The sequence below is a fragment of the Litoreibacter ascidiaceicola genome, assembly GCF_900129235.1.
Taxonomy (GTDB): Bacteria; Pseudomonadota; Alphaproteobacteria; order Rhodobacterales; family Rhodobacteraceae; genus Litoreibacter; species Litoreibacter ascidiaceicola.
Genome location: NZ_FQUV01000002.1, coordinates 146,845 through 164,451 on the forward strand (window position 1 = coordinate 146,845; position 17,607 = coordinate 164,451).

At 60.1% G+C, this 17,607-nt stretch carries 18 protein-coding genes; 3 read left to right on the forward strand and 15 right to left on the reverse strand.

All coding sequences use genetic code 11. From position 1 onward, the window contains the following. Window positions 1-33 precede the first annotated feature (33 nt). The 5 genes from BUB72_RS03860 to puuE form a co-directional block, all read right to left on the reverse strand. The gene (locus tag BUB72_RS03860; RefSeq protein WP_073140907.1) at window positions 34-1,392 is read right to left on the reverse strand and encodes a phosphohexomutase domain-containing protein; all 1,359 of its coding nucleotides are present in this window, start codon (window positions 1,390-1,392) and stop codon (window positions 34-36) included. Window positions 1,393-1,513: 121 nt separating this feature from the next. Beyond that, window positions 1,514-2,947 carry a nucleobase:cation symporter-2 family protein gene (locus BUB72_RS03865; RefSeq protein WP_073140910.1) on the reverse strand — a complete coding sequence of 478 codons (1,434 nt, stop codon included), beginning with the start codon at window positions 2,945-2,947 and terminating at the stop codon, window positions 1,514-1,516. Window positions 2,948-3,012: 65 nt separating this feature from the next. Continuing rightward, window positions 3,013-3,495 carry an ureidoglycolate lyase gene (locus BUB72_RS03870; RefSeq protein WP_073140911.1) on the reverse strand — a complete coding sequence of 161 codons (483 nt, stop codon included), beginning with the start codon at window positions 3,493-3,495 and terminating at the stop codon, window positions 3,013-3,015. Continuing rightward, entirely contained in the window at window positions 3,489-4,304 is an 816-nt protein-coding gene (locus tag BUB72_RS03875; protein ID WP_073140913.1) for a bifunctional allantoicase/(S)-ureidoglycine aminohydrolase, read from the reverse strand. The genes BUB72_RS03870 and BUB72_RS03875 overlap by 7 nt, the downstream gene beginning before the upstream one ends. Then, window positions 4,301-5,710 carry an allantoinase PuuE gene (puuE, locus tag BUB72_RS03880; RefSeq protein ID WP_425435146.1) on the reverse strand — a complete coding sequence of 470 codons (1,410 nt, stop codon included), beginning with the start codon at window positions 5,708-5,710 and terminating at the stop codon, window positions 4,301-4,303. Before puuE ends, BUB72_RS03875 begins: the two co-directional genes overlap by 4 nt. Before the next feature lie 126 nt (window positions 5,711-5,836). On the opposite strand from puuE, the gene BUB72_RS03885 reads away from it, so the two are divergent. Next, window positions 5,837-6,616: a DUF2189 domain-containing protein gene (locus BUB72_RS03885; RefSeq protein ID WP_073140917.1), complete on the forward strand. Its 780-nt coding sequence runs from the start codon at window positions 5,837-5,839 to the stop codon at window positions 6,614-6,616. Here the strand turns inward: BUB72_RS03885 and BUB72_RS03890 are convergent. Continuing rightward, a complete protein-coding gene (locus BUB72_RS03890; protein ID WP_073140919.1) occupies window positions 6,613-7,215 on the reverse strand; it encodes a TetR/AcrR family transcriptional regulator in 603 nt (200 codons plus the stop codon). The genes BUB72_RS03885 and BUB72_RS03890 overlap by 4 nt on opposite strands. A gap of 93 nt (window positions 7,216-7,308) precedes the next feature. Between BUB72_RS03890 and BUB72_RS03895 the strand changes: the two genes are divergently transcribed. Beyond that, window positions 7,309-7,809: an anthrone oxygenase family protein gene (locus BUB72_RS03895; protein WP_073140921.1), complete on the forward strand. Its 501-nt coding sequence runs from the start codon at window positions 7,309-7,311 to the stop codon at window positions 7,807-7,809. Here the strand turns inward: BUB72_RS03895 and BUB72_RS03900 are convergent. The 5 genes from BUB72_RS03900 to BUB72_RS03920 form a co-directional block, all read right to left on the reverse strand. Beyond that, entirely contained in the window at window positions 7,806-8,627 is an 822-nt protein-coding gene (locus BUB72_RS03900) for a metal ABC transporter permease (RefSeq protein WP_073140923.1), read from the reverse strand. The two genes, BUB72_RS03895 and BUB72_RS03900, sit on opposite strands and share 4 nt — an antisense overlap. Beyond that, a complete protein-coding gene (locus BUB72_RS03905; protein ID WP_073141672.1) occupies window positions 8,627-9,472 on the reverse strand; it encodes a metal ABC transporter permease in 846 nt (281 codons plus the stop codon). The genes BUB72_RS03900 and BUB72_RS03905 overlap by 1 nt, the downstream gene beginning before the upstream one ends. Further along, a complete protein-coding gene (locus BUB72_RS03910; protein WP_073140926.1) occupies window positions 9,472-10,359 on the reverse strand; it encodes a manganese/iron ABC transporter ATP-binding protein in 888 nt (295 codons plus the stop codon). Before BUB72_RS03910 ends, BUB72_RS03905 begins: the two co-directional genes overlap by 1 nt. Next, window positions 10,356-11,237, reverse strand: a complete 882-nt coding sequence (locus BUB72_RS03915; protein WP_073140928.1) for a metal ABC transporter substrate-binding protein — start codon at window positions 11,235-11,237, stop codon at window positions 10,356-10,358. The genes BUB72_RS03910 and BUB72_RS03915 overlap by 4 nt, the downstream gene beginning before the upstream one ends. A gap of 98 nt (window positions 11,238-11,335) precedes the next feature. Beyond that, complete coding sequence (locus tag BUB72_RS03920; protein WP_073140930.1) at window positions 11,336-11,884, reverse strand: DUF4329 domain-containing protein; 549 nt, start codon at window positions 11,882-11,884, stop codon at window positions 11,336-11,338. Between the two features lie 90 nt (window positions 11,885-11,974). Between BUB72_RS03920 and BUB72_RS03925 the strand changes: the two genes are divergently transcribed. Then, a complete protein-coding gene (locus BUB72_RS03925; RefSeq protein WP_073140932.1) occupies window positions 11,975-12,664 on the forward strand; it encodes a fumarylacetoacetate hydrolase family protein in 690 nt (229 codons plus the stop codon). Window positions 12,665-12,669: 5 nt separating this feature from the next. On the opposite strand, the gene BUB72_RS03930 is transcribed toward BUB72_RS03925, so the two are convergent. From BUB72_RS03930 to BUB72_RS03945, 4 genes are all read right to left on the reverse strand, one after another. Beyond that, window positions 12,670-14,310 (reverse strand): sulfatase-like hydrolase/transferase, encoded by a 1,641-nt coding sequence (locus BUB72_RS03930; protein WP_073140934.1) that lies wholly within the window; start codon window positions 14,308-14,310, stop codon window positions 12,670-12,672. Between the two features lie 81 nt (window positions 14,311-14,391). Beyond that, window positions 14,392-15,096 (reverse strand): ATP-binding cassette domain-containing protein, encoded by a 705-nt coding sequence (locus BUB72_RS03935; protein ID WP_073140936.1) that lies wholly within the window; start codon window positions 15,094-15,096, stop codon window positions 14,392-14,394. Then, complete coding sequence (gene devC, locus BUB72_RS03940) at window positions 15,096-16,271, reverse strand: ABC transporter permease DevC (protein ID WP_073140938.1); 1,176 nt, start codon at window positions 16,269-16,271, stop codon at window positions 15,096-15,098. The genes BUB72_RS03935 and devC overlap by 1 nt, the downstream gene beginning before the upstream one ends. Then, entirely contained in the window at window positions 16,268-17,506 is a 1,239-nt protein-coding gene (locus BUB72_RS03945) for an HlyD family efflux transporter periplasmic adaptor subunit (protein ID WP_217653840.1), read from the reverse strand. Before BUB72_RS03945 ends, devC begins: the two co-directional genes overlap by 4 nt. Window positions 17,507-17,607 lie beyond the last annotated feature (101 nt).

Sequence of the window (17,607 nt, forward strand, 5' to 3'; positions counted from 1 at the left end):
TGCACACCGCCCGTTTTGTATCTACTGGGTGGGTCAGGCCTCGGTGATCAGTTTGCTGATCTCGGCCACTTTCGACGCCAACAGCGCGCGGTCGCCGCGTGTTTCCACATTCAGGCGCAGCAGCGCTTCGGTGTTGGACTGACGCAGGTTCACCCGCCACTCCCCGTAATCCAGTGACAGCCCGTCCAGACGGTCCACGCCCTTTGCATCCGGCAGATAGGTCGCTTCGAACGCGTCAATCGCGGGCTGTTTGTCGGCCAGCTTGAAGTTGATCTCACCCGAGGACGGGAACCGCGCCTGCATGTCAGCGACCAGCTCCGACAGCTTCTTGCCGGACGTGCTCATATGCTCGATCAGCAAGATCCACGGGATCATCCCGCTGTCGCAATACATGAAGTCGCGGAAGTAGTGGTGCGCCGACATCTCGCCGCCATAGACCGCGTCCACCTCGCGCATTTTCGCTTTGATGTGGGAGTGGCCCGATTGGGACACCACAGCCTCGCCGCCGCCAGCTTCCACCAGATCAAGCAGCGCCCAGATCACGCGCGGATCATGGATAATTTTCGCGCCCGCATGTTTGCCAAGAAACGCACCGGCCAGAAGACCCACGACATATTCGCCGTCAATGAAGGCTCCGGTTTCGTCAAAGAAGAAGCAACGGTCGAAATCACCGTCCCAAGCCACGCCCAAATCCGCACCTTCGGACAAAACCAACTCGGCAGTTTGCGCGCGGTTTTCTTCCAGCAGGGGGTTTGGGATGCCGTTGGGAAACGTGCTGTCCGGGGTGAGATGTTGGCGCACAAAGTCGACAGGCGCGCCCAGCTTGGCGGCGATCACGTCAAAGGCGGGGCCGGCCACACCATTGCCCGCATTGACCACGACCTTCATCGGACGCCATGTCGAAACATCTGCAAACCCCACCACGCAGTCGGCATAGGCGTCCCGCGGGTTGCGTTGCTCCAACGTGCCACGGGTTTTGGCAGGGCCAAAGTCGTCCGCTTCCACCAAGGCTTGTATCTCGCTCAAACCATCTGCCGAGGAGACCGGCCGCGAGCCCGCGCGCACCATCTTGATGCCGTTATAGTCGATGGGGTTATGCGATGCGGTGACCATCAGCCCGCCACCCGCCTCATAATGTGACGTGGCAAAATACACTTCCTCGGTGCCGCACAGACCAATGTCGATGACGTCAACACCTTCATCACGAAGCCCCTCAGCCAATTGCCCGGCAAGCGCTTGGGAGGTCGGGCGGATGTCATACCCGACCACCACCGTCTCCGGCTCAATCGAGCGCGCAAAGCCCCGCCCGATGCCGTAGCAGATGTCTTCGTTCAGCTCGTCGCCCAAACGGCCACGCACATCGTAGCTTTTGAAACAGGTCAGGGTGCTCATTATCTCGCCTCGTATTGTTACCCATAGCCTTAGCGCGAAGCCTGCACCGCTCCAAGGGGACACGACAGCAAAAAGGCCCCGCTGTTTCCAACGGGGCCTTTTCGTAATTCATTTGGTAAGCCTAGCTCTTCGGAAGCGAGCCTTCGCCATGGCCTGCCATGCCGCCGGAAACCTCTTCCGTCGCCTCACCGGACAACTCTTCCGGCAGGATCAGGTTCAGCACTATCGCGATCAACGCCGCTGGCAAAAGACCAGACGTCATCAAGATGCGCAGCGTGTCAGGCAGGTACTGCACCGCCTTCGGGTCAAGCTGCAACCCAAGGCCAACCGACAGGGCAATCGCGAAGATCACCATGTTGCGGCGGTTCCAGTTCACGTCCGACAGCATCGAGATACCGGCGGCCACAACCATTCCGAACATCACGATCACACCACCACCCAGAACTTCGATCGGGATTGTGCGGATGACTGCGCCCACTTTCGGGATCAAGCCACAGATGATCAGGAAGATCGCACCGATGGTCACCACGTGGCGGGACATAACGCCGGTCATGGCGATCAGGCCCACGTTCTGGCTGAACGAGGTGTTCGGGAAGCCGCCAAAGACGCCTGCAACTGCGGAACCAAGACCGTCCGCATAGGTCGCACCAGTGATTTCTTCCTCTGTCGCTTCACGACCCGCGCCACCTTTGGTGATACCCGAGACGTCGCCCACGGTCTCAACTGCAGACACGAAGGCCATCAGGCAGAAGCCGATGATCGCAGCAAAGCTCATCTCGAAGCCGTATTTGAACGGCATCGGGAAGGCGACAGGTGCCGCACGGCCCCAGCTTGTTGCAATGCCTTCGAGCGTGACCATGCCCATTGCCATGGCGTAGAAGTAGCCGACAAAGATGCCGATCACGACTGCGGATACGGCCAACATGCCCTTGGCATAGAACTTAAGCGCCAGTGTTACGAAGACCACAACCAAAGCCGCCGACCAGTTCAACAGCGAGCCATATTCCGGCTTGTCGATGGCAGGAACGCCACCTGCGGCGTATTGGATACCTACTTTGACCAGCGCCAGACCGATCATTGTCACCACAAGACCTGTCACCAACGGTGGCAGGGCAAAGCGGATTTTGCCGATGAACGTGGCGATGAACGTGTGGAACAGGCCACCGATGATGACGCCGCCAAACAAGGCCGGCAAAGCTTCAACACCTTTGCCCGCAACCAGCGGGATCATGATCGGGATGAAGGCAAACGACGTGCCTTGCACGATGGGCAAGCGCGCGCCAACCGGGCCAAAGCCGATGGTTTGGAACAATGTAGCAATGCCAGCAAACAGCATCGACATCTGGATCAGGTAGGTCATGTCAGGGAAACCCTGCGCCCCTGCGTCCGAGCCAAACCCGAAGCCAGCAGCCCCGGCAATGATGATGGCCGGTGTCACGTTCGAGACGAACATGGCCAGCACGTGCTGGATACCAAGTGGAATCGCTTTCGCGAGAGCTGGTGTGTAGTTCGGATCACGCAGTTGTTCTGCGGTCCCCAATGAAGTATCAGCCATGACGTTTTCTCCCCGTTCGACTGTTTCTTTGACCACACTGGATAGTGTGGCCGCTCAGTGACGCGTTACCCGCGCTCGATCATGACTGGGTGTTCCAGCCTGAATTCTTCTAGGTTTGCGCCGTCTCCGATGCGGTCAACGACGGCGAATAGCCCCGGCGCGTGGAGCGGTGTCAGAACCCCGTGCCATGTGCCTTTGTGAAAGTTGATGGCTTGACCTTGGGCGGTCAAAAATGCCGCAACCTCTCCGGGCTTGTTGCCTAAATCTTGGGCGACGATGACCAAAAACGGGTCAAAACTCATCGGAATGAAAGCCTGAGAGCCCTGCGGGTGGCGCTCTAGCAGCGTCAATTCGTAGGGCAGGTCACGCGGCTGCGCCTGAAACAAGCTGACGCCCGCGCGGCCATCTTCAAAGTCCAGTGCGGCACGGTCATGAAACCGCCCGCACAGGCCTTCGTTGATCATTTTGTCGGGGGTGCCCGCGCAGTCCAGCACGTCGCCATAGGGCGCAAAGGCGTCAGCCGTCAAAGGCTGCGTTCGGATCACCATGGCAGCTTCGCGTGACGGTTCACGTCCTTATAGAGCAGGTAGCGGAATGGCCCGTCGCCCGTGGCACGGCAGGCCTGCGGGCAGAACGCGCGCAGCCACATGAAATCGCCGGGGCCGACCGAAACCCAATCGCGGTTCAGCAGGTATTCAGCCGTCCCTTCAATGACATAAAGCCCGTGTTCCATCACATGCGTTTCCTCGAACGGGATCAATCCGCCCGGTTGAAACGTCACGATGTTGAAATGCATGTCGTGGCGCAAATCCGTCGGCTCGACGAAGCGGGTCGTGGCCCATGCGCCGTTGGTGTCGGGCATCGCGATCGGTGCCGTTTCCGCGTCCGAGGTTACGAAGGCTTCCGGTGCGGCGATGCCGTCGACAGCTTCGTAGCGCTTGCGGACCCAGTGAAAGGTCGCCTTCTTGTCGCTGCGGTTGTGAAGTGTCCAGCCTTGGCCTGCGGGCAGGTAGGCATAGCCGCCTTCTTCCAGCACATGGGTGCCAGCGCTGTTTTTCAGCTCGACTTGCCCCTCGACCACAAACAGCACCGCTTCGGCGTCTGGGTTGTCCTCTGGCCGGTCAGAGCCGCCGCCCGCGCTGACTTCCACAATGTATTGCGAAAATGTTTCCGCGAAGCCTGACAGCGGGCGGGCGATGATCCATGCGCGCGACTTGTCCCAATGGGGAATGAAGCTCGTCACGATATCGCGCATCACGCCAGCCGGCATAAACGCATAGGCTTCTGTGAAAACTGCCGTTCCGGTTAAGTCATCCGCTTGCGACGGCAGGCCTGCGGGGGGGATGGCATAACTCATGGCAATAATTCCTGTAGGCGTAGCTGCGCTATCCGCTCGACCTGTCTGCAGGCCTCAGCAAATTCGGTTTCGCTATCGTTGTTGATGCGGCTGTGGAAGGCCGCAAGGATGCTGGCTTTGCTGTTGTCTCGAACTGCAATAATAAAGGGAAATCCATGCTTTGCGACGTATTCTTCATTCAGGTCGGTGAAGGCTCGGCGTTCCTCATCAGTCAACGAGTCCAGCCCTGCGCTTGCCTGCTCGGTGGTGCTTTCCGCCGTCAACCGTTTCGCAGCTGCAAGCTTACCTGCAAGATCAGGGTGCGCGTCCAACACTTCCAGCCGCTCCGTCGGGCTGGCTGCACGGAAAACACGCGCCATGGCATTCCAAAGACCTTCCGCGCTGTCATGCGCGGGGCCAAGCTCCAGCTCCCATGCGCGCTCGGCGACCCATGGAGAATGCTCGAAGATGCTGCCGTAAGTATTTATAAACGTGGCTTTATCCATCATCGCCGGACGGGTTGCAGGGGTCGGCGGGTGCTCTGCCATCCAATGCTGTGCGATCTGTTCGCGGGTGGCGAACCACACGCCCTCATGCCCGTTCACATACGCCAGAAATCGTTTCAGCGCCTGCACACGGCCCGGACGTCCGATCAAGCGGCAGTGCAGCCCGATCGACAGCATTTTCGGCGTGCCGTCACTGCCTTCTTCGTACAGGGCATCAAAGCTGTCGCGCAGATAGGCCTCGAACTGGTCGCCCGAGTTGAACCCTTGCGGCGTGGCAAAGCGCATGTCATTGCAATCGAGCGTATAGGGCACCACCAGCTGGTCGCGACCGTCATAGCGCACGTAATAGGGCAGATCATCGGCATAGCTGTCAGCCACATAGTCGAAACCGCCATGCTCGGTCACCAGTCGCACGGTGTTCTCGGAGCAGCGGCCTGTGTACCATCCGCGCGGTGCCTCGCCCACAACTTCGGTATGCAGCTTTACGGCGGCGTCAATGTCCGCGCGCTCGTCTTCTGGCGCGTAATCTTTGTATTCAATCCATTTCAGCCCGTGCGAAGCAATCTCCCAGCCCGCGTCTTTCATCGCCGCGACCTGCTCGGGAGAGCGCGCAAGCGCCGTGGCAACGCCGTAAACCGTGATCGGCAGGTCTTTCAAAAGCCGGTGCAACCGCCAAAAACCGGCGCGGGCGCCGTATTCGTAGATTGATTCCATATTCCAGTGGCGCTGGTCCGGCCATGCCGCGGCCCCTACAATCTCGGATAGGAACGCCTCAGAGGCGGCGTCGCCATGCAGCACGCAATTCTCGCCACCCTCTTCATAATTAACGACAATTTGCACAGCAATCTTTGCGCCATCGGGCCAGTTGGCGCTTGGTGGGGTAGGCCCGTGGCCTCGCAAATCTCGTGTGTATCGCATCATGGTCATCCTTTGTTACCTTATGGCTACATCATCTTAATCTTTCCGTATTTCAAATTTAATTTGAAAGACTGTTCCGCAAGACAGCTAATGCTTGCTCGCGCGCCTCGACTTGTGCTGTCATGTGCCATGACTGAAGATACCGCACTCTCCGCCTCACCACGCCCTGAAATCGGAACCGTCACCCTATGGGAGCTGTTTCGAGCACTTCGCGAAGGGTGGCGCGATTTTACGCGGGCACCGATGTACGGGCTTTTCTTCTCGGCCTTCTACGTTTTGTGCGGGGCAGGGCTGATCTATTGGGGAGCCGGAACCTTCACATGGACTTTGGTGCTGGCCTTGGGGTTCCCGATCTTCGCGCCCTTTGCTGCGGTGGGCCTCTACGAGGTCAGCCGCCGCCTGGAAGCGGATGAGCCATTGGGCTGGTCCTCGGTCCTGTCGGTCGTCTGGGCAGAGCGGGGCAGGCAGCTGCCATGGATCGGCGCTTTGCTGGTCATCATCTTCTTGTTCTGGAGCTTCTTTGCCCACATGTCCTTCGCGATGTTCTTGGGCAATATGCAGCTGATCAATATCACCACCTCGTGGGAAATGTTCCTGACACCGCACGGCATGATGCTGATCGCATTTCAACTTCTGGTGGGCGGCCTCGTGGCCTTGTTTACCTATTCCATCACTGTGGTTTCGATGCCGCTGCTTCTGGACCGCGAGATTGATTTCATGACCGCTATGGGCTTCTCCATCCGCACCGTGTTGCGCAATCGCGTCGTCATGCTGCTCTGGGCGGCGATTATCGCGGTGACCGTATTGGCGGCGATGGTGCCGATGTTTCTGGGGTTGTTTCTGGCCCTGCCGGTCCTGGGCCACGCAACATGGCACATCTATCGGCGCGCGTTGTTCACGCCACTTTAGCGGGGGCCGCACAGGCGGTAAAAGGCCTGCAAAGTTGTCTCGACATGATCGTTGATCTGCGTGCGGGTCGGTTGCGGTAATGTGCCGATGATGCGGCGCGTTTGCAGGTCGCCAATCAGCAAGCCTAGAAACCACTTCGCGGCCTGTTCGTCGTTGGGCGGATCAATCAATCCGGCCTTTCGCAGCGCGCCCATAAGCATCACGATTTTCGGAAACACCCGCTCACGCCCGCCTTTCGCGATGGCCGCGCCAAGATGCCCGCTCGCGTCTGACGCCGCTGCGCGGTTCAGCGCAACGGCACGCTCCCCCAGCAACAGGTGCAGCATGCGTTTGCCCATTTCCTCAAGGATATTCTCGGGCGGCAAATCTGCGGCAAGCGCCTTGTCCAAAGCCGCCTCCGCATCCGCGGCGTTCGATTTCACGATCTCCAGAAACAGCTGCTGCTTGTCGCCATACCAGCGATATAATGTCTCGTTCGAGGCCTTGGCCGCCTTGGCGATGTTCAGCATCGACGCACCCTCATACCCGCGCTGGCGCATCACTTCGAGCGCGACGCTCTCGATTTCTGATCGCCGCTTGTCTTTTCGCTCTGCCCGCACCTTAGCCTCTTTAATAGCTTGAACATTACCGAACACATGTGTACGAAAATGTAAAGACGTATAGATGTGTACGATTTTTGAAAGGAATGCACCATGCAGCAAGCTGCCAAGTCACTCGCCGTAATCTCCACCGTGTTTGCGGGGGCGATATTCGGGTTCTTCTACGCGTGGGTTTGTTCGACGATGTGGGGGCTGGACACGCTCGACCCGCGCACAGCCATCGCGGCGATGAACGCGATGAACGGCTCGGTCCGCAACGCTGTCTTCGCGCCTGCTTTCTTTGGTACGCCTGTGGTTCTGGCGCTTGCCGCGCTGGCGCTAAAGCTGGCGGGCAAGGGCAGTGCATCGCTTTGGTTCGGTGTGGCCGCCGCTGTGTCACTTGTGTTTGGAACTTTGCTAACGATGGCAGTCAACGTCCCGATGAACGAAGCGCTGGCTCTGGTCGATATCCCCGATGATCGCGCCGCGGCGCAGGTCATCTGGGAGGACTACTCACCCAAATGGCAATTCTGGAACCAAGCCCGCACAATCGCCAGCGGGGTTGCATTGCTGTTGGCCTGCATTGGCCTCACCAAAATCGGCAAACCCGCCTAAACCGTCGCGCGCCGCGATTGCACCGTGGCGCGGATGAAGGCGCCGATGAAGGCTGCCGTCATCAGCAACACAATCGTCGGGGCAGGGGCGCTATCAAGAAAGAAGCTCGCATAGACCCCGAGGAACGAGCAAACCGCCGCGATCCCCATAGACAGCCACAGCATGATACCAAAGCGCTTGGTCAGCAGAAAGGCGATGGCACCGGGGGCCACAAGGAACGCAATCGCAAGGATGATCCCGACCGCCTGAAGCGCCGCGACAACTGTCAGTGAGATTGCCGCCAGCATCCCGAAATGTAACGCACGGACATGCAGCCCCTGTGCACGGGCCTGTTGCTCGTCAAAGGCCTGCAGCAGCAGGTCGCGCCAGAAAAATCCGATAAGCCCGGTAACAACAACCGCGATCACGCCCGTGGTCCACATGTCTTCCGGTCCGACGCCCAGCATGTTGCCAAACAGGATGTGGTCCAGATGAACCTCGCTCTCGATCTTGGTATACATGACGATCCCAAGCCCAAACATGCCCGAGAACACGACGCCCATCACCGTGTCACGCTTCACGCGGGAGTTCTCGTCGATCCAGCCCGTCAGCCCCGCGCAGACCATGCCGGCGGTAAACGCGCCCAAGCCCAAGGGCAGACCCAAGACGTAAGCCAAGACCACCCCCGGCAAAACGGCGTGGGAAATGGCATCGCCCATTAGCGACCAGCCCTTGAGGACCAGAAAGCACGACAACAGCCCCGCAGGGATCGCCAGCATGACCGAGATGATCAGCGCGTTCACCATGAACGGGAACTGGAAGGGAAGAGACCACTCCATCACAACGCCTCCCGTGCACGGGCGCGCGCGGCTAAGATCCCGTGTTTTGGGGCAAAGACGAACGCGGTGAGGAACAGCAGGGTTTGCAGGCAGACGATCACGCCGCCCGTCGCCCCATCCAGAAAGTAACTGGCATAGGCCCCGAAAAACGAGGTCAGCGTCCCGATGGCTACGGAGATCATCAACAGGCTCGGGAAGCGGTCGGTCAGCAAATAGGCGGTCGCCCCCGGCGTCACCACCATGGCGATGACCAGAAACGCGCCGACGGTTTGCATGGCCGCCACGGTGCAGGCGGAGAGCAGGGTGAAAAACACCACCTTCAACAGCTCAGGCCGCAGTCCGATAGACCGCGCATGGCTCTCGTCAAAGAACGTCACCATCAGGTCACGCCACTTGGCCAGGAGCACAATCAGCGAGACGCCTCCGATCAGGGCAAGTTGCAAGGTATCCGCGGGGGATATGGCCAATATATTGCCCATGATGATCGTCTGGATGTTAACCGAGGCGGGCGATAGCGAGATCATGAACAACCCCAGCCCGAAGAACGAGGTGAAGATCAGCCCTATAATGGCGTCCTCTTTCAGTCCGGTGCGCTGGTTCAAAAACAGCATCGACGCCCCCGCCAAGCCACCCGCAAAAAACGCCCCCAACGCAAAGGGCAGTCCCAGCATATACGCCGCCGCCACGCCCGGAACGATAGAATGGCTCAGCGCGTCACCGATCAGCGACCAGCCTTTTAGCATCAGGTAGGCCGACAGGAAGGCGCAGACCGCCCCCACCAAGGCCGACACCCACATGGCGTTGAGCATGTAATTATAGGTGAACGGTTCCCACAAGGCGTCCATCATGACGCATCCGCCTCTTCGTCTTCCTCATCGTCGTGGTGGTCGTAGATCACGAACGGACGTTCATCATCCGAGATAACGGTCAGGCGGCGTGTATCTTCCTCGTCGTCATGCAGGTCGGCGCCTTGCATCACGAAGTGACGCAGCACGCCGCCGAAGGCCAGTTCCAGATTCTGACGGGTGAAAATGTCTTCCGTCGGCCCATGGGCCAGCACGGTCCCTTTGATCAGGATCGTCCGGTCGCAGAACTCCGGAACAGAGCCAAGGTTATGGGTCGAGACCAGCATCACCCGCCCTTCGTCGCGCATTTCGCGCAGCAGGGCGATGATCGCGTCCTCGGTTTGCACGTCCACGCCGGTGAACGGCTCGTCCAGCAACACCACGCGGCTGTCTTGTGCCAAAGCCCGCGCCAAAAATACGCGTTTCTTTTGCCCGCCGGACAACTCACCGATCTGGCGGTGGCGGAATTCCAGCATGTTGACCCGCTCCAACGCCTTCTCGACCATCTTGTGGTCTTCGGCGCGCGGGATGCGGAAGAACCCCATATGGCCATAGCGGCCCATCATCACCACGTCCTCGACCAGCACGGGGAAGGTCCAGTCGACCTCCTCGGCTTGCGGCACGTAGGCCACGGTATTGGCCCGCAGCGCGTCGCGCACGGTACCGCCAAGGATGGAGATTTTGCCTGAGGACGTAGGGACAAACCCCATAATAGCCTTGAACAATGTGGATTTGCCGGAGCCGTTCACGCCCACCAAGGCGGCAATGGTGCCTTTGGGCAGAGAGAAGGACGCATCGCGCAAGGCCGTATGCCCGTTGCGGTAGGTGACGGTGATCCCTTCGGCGCAGATGCCGGCGGCGTCGTCAGGCAGGCTGCCAAAACTCATTGCTCCAGACCTTCCACGATGGTTTCAACAGTAACCCTGAGCAGGTCCAGATAGGTCGGCACGGGGCCGTCCTCGGTGCTCAGGCTGTCCACATAGAGCACCCCACCATAAGCGGCACCAGTTTCGCGCGAAATCTGTTCGGCAGGCGCGGCGGAGACGGTACTTTCCGAGAACACCACGCCGATATTGTTGTCGCGCACCGCGTCGATCAACTCGCGCACCTGGCTAGGCGTGCCTTGGGCGTCGGCGTTGATCGGCCACAGATACAGCTCTTTCAGCCCCAGATCGCGGGCAAGGTAGGAAAACGCGCCTTCCGACGTCACCAACCAGCGCTTGTTTTCCGGCAAAGCGGCAATGCGGTCTTTCAGCGGCCCAAGGGCAGCGATTATCTCGGCTTTATAGGCGTCAGCATTGGCGCGGTAGATGTCAGAGTTTGCCGCGTCATACTCCGCGAAGGCGTCCGCGATGTTGTCGACATAGATCAACGCCGCGTCGACCGACATCCACGCATGGGGGTTGGGCTTGCCGGAGTAGGGGCCTTTGGAAATACCCATAGGCTCCACACCATCCGAGACCACCGCGGACGGCACGTCGCGCAGGTTGCGGAAGAACTGCTCGAACCACAGCTCAAGATTCAATCCGTTCCACAACACCAGATCGGCGTCTTGCGCGCGCACGATGTCGCGCGGCGTCGGCGCATAGTTGTGAATCTCGGCCCCCGGCTTGGTAACGCTTTCCACAACAGCGGCATCCCCTGCCACACGGGACGCCATATCGGCGATCACGGTGAAGGTGGTGACGGCCTTGAACTTGTCAGCGGCAGCAACAGGCAGCGCGCTGAGACAAATCGTAAGTAGGGCGGGCAGGGCAATACGCATAGGTGGGAAACCACTCTGAATAGGGGGATGGTGCTCCCATCCTATATGCGAGTCGTTTGCAATAAGTCAAGCTAGTTGCGAATTAATCGCAAGATTGGTCAGTAGAGCTGTTGGCGCTGCTTGAGCTGGCGCAAGGTGTATTTGTCGCGGATCAATCCCCAGTCACCCGCATGGAAATGGCGGTCTTGAGGAAGGCACCGCAAACCACACAGCTGGAAGCTCATGCTCCGGTGCGGCAGGTTGACCCAAAGCCTGCCACCGGGGGTCGCGATAAACCCGATCAGCCCCTCACCAATATCAGCCGACAAATCCTCGAACGACGGCACTTCGCTATCGGCCTCGTGATCGTAAGCCCCATGCGTGTGGTAGGAGGCGAGGGCGGTGATCCCTCGCCCCCGAAACTCGTTTGGCAGGCAGTTATCGGCATTTCCCTTGCGCGGACGCGTGGAGACGATGGCACCATCCTCGTTGCGCCCCAGCAAACCGCAAAACTCGCGACCCGTCTTGAAACTGCGGCTTTGAAGACCGGTTAGAATCTGGCGCGCCGCGGCGCGAAGCTGCTCGTCCTCGGCGAAGCGGCGGGTGTCGGCACCAGCAAGATTGGTGAAAAACAGCAGGGCGGACAGGCTCAGGGCAATATAAATCATGCCCGAAAGCTAACCTGATGCATCGGGCGCTGTCCAACTAATCCGCGTGAAGCTAGGTTGCGTCCAAAGATTCTCACTGGAAGGTCCATCATGAGCTACGTCATCCCGCCCGCACCTCAGGCCTCTGTCGCTGTCTACGGCTCCTCTGATCGGTTTCCCGTGCGCCGCATATTCTGTGTTGGCCGGAACTATGCGGAACATATCCGCGAGATGGGCAATGACGAGCGTGATCCGCCGTTCTATTTCACCAAACCCGCCGATGCGGTGGTCGAAAGCGGGGCCGAGATTGCCTATCCCCGCGCTACATCAGACCTGCATCACGAGGTGGAGCTGGTTTTGGCCATTGGCACGGGTGGCTCCGATATCGCGCTCGCGGATGCGATGGATCACGTTTGGGGCGCAGGGGTCGGTATCGACCTGACCCGCCGCGACTTGCAGGCCGTCGCCAAGAAGGCGGGCCGCCCGTGGGATATGGCCAAGGGCTTCGACCGCTCCGCCCCGATGGGCGCATTGGTTCCCTTGTCGCAAGCGGGGGGGCTGACCTCTGGCAAAATCTGGCTGACCGTCAATGGAGAGACTCGTCAAACCGGTGATCTGGCCGAGATGATCTGGTCTGCCGCAGATTGCGTGGCGCATCTGTCGACACTGGTCGCGCTCGCACCGGGCGATCTGATCATGACCGGCACCCCCGCAGGGGTCGCGGCAGTGGGGCGCGGTGATGTGATGGAGGCCGGTATCGACGGGCTGCCAAGCGTCAGCGTGAAACTCGCGGCGTCATAGGCGCGTCACTCCTCCAGATAGGATTTCGGCGCGGGTCCGGTGTATTTTGATGTCAGCTCGTCCGGCACTTCTGTTCCGTCGACCAAGAACGGCAAAATGCCTCGCCGCATCGACTTGCCGCGCGACGCCTTGATGTCGTCCTCCGACCGCGTCACGCGCTGGGCAAGGCGACGTCCCCATTGTGCAAGGTAGCCATAAAGCCTGTCGATCTCGCCCTGATGCGCGTCGCCCTTGGCCAAGTCGTGGAACTCTTCGGGGTCGGTTTCCAGATCGAACAGCATCGGGCGAAAGCCGCCCTCCGCATGGATCAGCTTGAACCGCCCGTCAAAGACCATGAACAGGCGGGCATCACGCGGCTCCAACCCCAGTTTCTCGCAATGGGCCGTGGCGGAGTAGTCGTATTCGCTGATCGCAAACTCCCGCCACTCCGGCTGCTCTCCCATCAGCCACGGGATAAGAGATCGCCCTTCGATGATGTGGTCCGGAACGGTGCCTCCTGCCGCCTCCACAAAGGTGGCGGCCAGATCAATGCTTTCCACTAACGCGTCACAGGTCGTGCCACGCGTCGCGTCCGCAGAGGAGCGCGGATCGTAGATAATCATCGGCACCTTGACCGATGGCTCGTGGAACAAATCCTTCTCACCCAGCCAGTGGTCACCCAGATAGTCGCCATGGTCCGAGGTCAGAACGATCATCGTGTCCTCCATCGCGCCGCTCTCGCCCAGATAGTCCAGCAATACACCCAACTGGTCGTCGCATTGCTTGATCAACCCCATGTAGGCAGGGATCACCTTCTGGCGGACCTCGTCCTGCTGAAACGCCTGCGCGATCTTGTTGCCCATATAAGCCCCGAACACTGGGTGCGGGTCCTCACGCTCGACGTCATCGCGCACGGGGGCGGGAACGTGCGCGCTGCCATACATGTCATGATAGGGCGCAGGCACGATATAGGGCCAATGCGGCTTGATATAGCTGACATGGGCGCACCACGGCGCTTTGGCCTGCTTGATGAACGCAATCGCCTCGCGGGTCAGCCACGGGGTCTCGCTGTCCGTTTCGCGGATGTTGGCGGGCTTGTCAGCGTTGCGAAACATCCAACCGGAGGCGATGTTGCCTCCCTCGACCCCCGCATTGGCGAAGTCTGCCCACGGGTTCTGGGACGGGTAGCCCTTGGATTTCAGGTATTCGTTATAGGGGGAGCGGCGCTCATCATAGAACCCGTCCGGCCCTTCGCCCCACAGCCCGTCATCGCGGATCCACGCGTCAAAGCCGCATTCCGCCTGACGCGCGCCGATGGTGGTGTCAGGGCTCAGCCCCAGTCGCGCCATGCCTTCGGCGTCGGCGCGCATATGGGTTTTGCCGATCAGCCAGCACTCCATGCCTTCGCGGCGCAGATGGTCGCCCAGTGTCTGCTCGCCCACGCGCAACGGAAACCCGTTCCACTGCGCCCCATGCGATGAGGCATAGCGCCCCGTGTAATAGCACATGCGCGACGCGCCGCAGATTGGCGACTGGACATAAGCGTTGGTGAACCGGACACCCATCGCCGCCACGCGGTCAAAGTTTGGAGTACGCAGATGCGGGTGGCCCGCACAGCTAAGGTAGTCGAACCGCAACTGGTCATACATGATGAACAGGATATTCATGGGCAGCTGCGCTGGGATGGGTTGGACACGCGAAATCTCCTTGGTGTTGCGCAGGAGTATTAGGCAGTTGTACCCGAAATCCTAGGGCGTTGTCTTAGGCACCCTGTCCGACACGACCCGCCCGTCTTCCAAGGTGATGATCCGGTCCGCCATCTCCAGAATGCGGTTGTCATGGGTCACCATGACCGTCGTCGTTTGCCGCGTTTGCCCAAGCGTTTTCAGCATTTGCACCACCGTATGACCGGATTCCTTGTCCAGCGCGGCGGTGGGTTCATCCGCGAAAACGATGTCAGGGTTCGACACCAGCGCCCGCGCAACCGCGACCCGTTGCTTTTGCCCGCCCGATAGGTTGCCGGGCAGATAGGTTCGGCGATCCGCCAGTCCTACCAGATCAAGAACGTGGTCGGCCGCGGCACGTTGCTTGGCGGGATTGGCGTTGCCGTGGACCTGTAAACCCATCAGCACATTTTGCGCTGCCGTTAAGCTCTCATGCAGGTTATGCGCCTGAAAAATGAACCCCAGCCTGCGGCGCAAGCTGACCAGCTGCGCCTCGTTGGCACCGTTCAACTCTTGGCCCAGCAGTCGCACGCTGCCGTCCTGGACTTCGCGCAAGCACCCCATCAACGTCAGCACGGTGGTCTTGCCAGAGCCGGACGGCCCCATCAAAATGGTCAAGCTGCCGCGCTCGATGTTCAGGTTCAGGTCAAAAATGGCCTGCTTGCGCGCTTCGCCCTCGCCAAAGAAATGGTTCAAACCGCTGGCTTCTATCGGGAAACTCTCAGCCATCAGAACAAATCCGCAGGGTCAGCCGCCGCTAAGCGGCGCGTGGCGATGGCACCCGATATGGTGCAGGCTGTCAGCGTGCCCAGAAACACAAGGATCGCACGGCTCGCGTCCATCTCGACGGGCAATCCGGTCACGGCCCTCAGCCCCGCATAAAGCCCGATCGACACGATCAGCCCCGGAATGAAGCCGAAGACCGCCAGCACGATGGCCTCCTCGAACACGATGCCCAGAAAGAACGGCTGGCCGTAGCCCATGGCCTTGAAGGTGGCATATTCGCCCAAGTGGTCGGCCACATCCGTGGACAACACCTGATAGACGATCACCAAGCCCACAAGGATGCCCATGAACACGCCAAAGCCGAAGATGATGCCCGTGGGCCGCTCTGACGACATGAAGTCCAGATCGGCCTGCGCCGACGCGTCCGCCGCCAGAACTTTGACATTGGCGCTGGGCAGAGCGTCGCGCAGACGCTCGACCACGGTGTCCACCGAGACGCCGTCATCGACATTCAGCAGGATGTGGTTTGGCGCGCTGCTGGTGCGGGCAGGGAAGGAGCGCAGAAACGTCTGGTCCGACATCGCCAGCATCCCGTCGGCCAGAAAGCCGCCACCAATATTCATCGTGCCAACGGCGACCAGCGTGTTGCCATTTGCCTCGAACTCGTAGCGGCCACCAGCCATCAGTGCATCAATGACGGACGCTGGCATTCCACGGGTGTCACGGTCCAAAATTACGGTGTTCTCAATCGTCAGGCTGGCAAAACTCGCCGCAATGCTCGGCGACACAAACTCAGGCTGCGAGACGTCAAACCCGAAGCTCAATAGCGACACGGTGCTGCCATTGTCCAGCGTGAAGGGCAGGTTGCCGATATATAGCGGTGTGGCGTCGGCAACGCCGGGAACCCCAAGCGCCTGAAACATCCGCGCGCGTGCAATCTCGCCGGCGTCGGTCAGCGTGTTGCCTTCCTCCGACGAGATCACGATATCGGCGCTCAACAGCCCGTAGGGGGCAACGGTCGACGAGTTCAACGCGCCCATGATGCCCAGCTGCATGAACACCAGTAACGTGGCGAAGGACACACCGGACACAGCAGCTACCAGCCGCGCCTTGTTATGCGACAGCTGGAGCCAGCCAATGGGTAGCCGCCCGAACAGATAGGTCAGAAGGCGGCTCATTCAGGGCGACCTGCGTCGATCCGCACCAAGGCTTCCAGATTGGTGAAGTTGCGTGCCAGTTCCGACGATGGCGCATCAAGCGTCACGATTACATCCACAACCCGCGCATCGGTATTGGCCGCCGGATTGTCGGAGGTGATGGATTGCCGCCCGATTTCCAGCCCGATGGCCGTCACGGTTCCGCTAAGCTCTTGTGACAAGGCGCGGGCAGAAACCGTGACCGGATCGCCAATGGTCACACGCCCTATCAGCGTTTGGTAAACTTCCACTTCTACGGTCATCTGCGAGGTGTCGCCCAAGTCAACCATACCGCTCGTTGGCGGACGCTCGCCCGCGCGCGCATTGATATCCAGCACGGTGCCTCGCACCGGTGCCCGAACATAGGCGCGCTCCAGATCTTGCGTGGCGCGGGCAAGGTCGGCACGGGCGGCTTCCAGATTGGCCTCCGCCACGGCAATGTCGGCCTGCACGGTGTCGGAACCGGTGGCATAGCGCGACAAGGTCGCGATGGCGCGCTCCACGTCGCGGCCAGCCTCGTTGGCGCGGGCAACGGTTTCGTCGAACTCGGCACGTGTGGTCACACCCCGCTCCAGCAGGGAGGTCATCCGCGTCAGGTCAGCACTGGCGGCGTTCGCGGTGGTCTCGGCCCGCTCAAGTGTCGCTTTGGCTTCGGCTTGGCTGGCAAGGATCGAGGCGCGGGTTTGTGCCAGATTGGCCTCGCGCACTCCCAGATTGGCCTGCGCGGACGTGGCGATGCTTTGCAATTGCGGCAGGTTGTCTAGCACCGCCAGCACATCGCCTGCTTCGACCACGTCACCACGGCTCACGCGAATTTCGGCGATGCGGGCATCGCCTGCACCGGACGGGGTTGCCACGCTGATCACATCCCCCAAGGGGATGATCCGGCCCAAGGCCACCACGTCACCTTCGCTGATGACCGCCACCTGTTCTTGCTTCTCGACCTGCTGGATGGCCACCGCAATCGGCGTTTCGGTGCCTGCACCCGGCTGCAAACCTGTGGCGTTGAAAAACACGCGCAGGCCCGGCGGTTGGAAATACATGCCGATCACAGCGCCCGTGAACAGCGTCAGCATGAGCAGCGGGATAAAAAACAGCCGTGACCGTCCGGTAGATTTCGGGGCTGGTGTGTCGATAGCTTTGGAAATTCCACTGTCCTCCAAAGGCAGGTTCGGGTCGGTCGTCATTTTCAGGCAATCCTCTGTTCTCAACTTCATGCGGCCCGTCGTCGTCAATCGGTGAAGGCTTTTCCACGGGGTTGCTATCAGGCGAGTTGGACGCAGGAGTTGCGATAGGTCAAGCTGCATACGAAAAATGA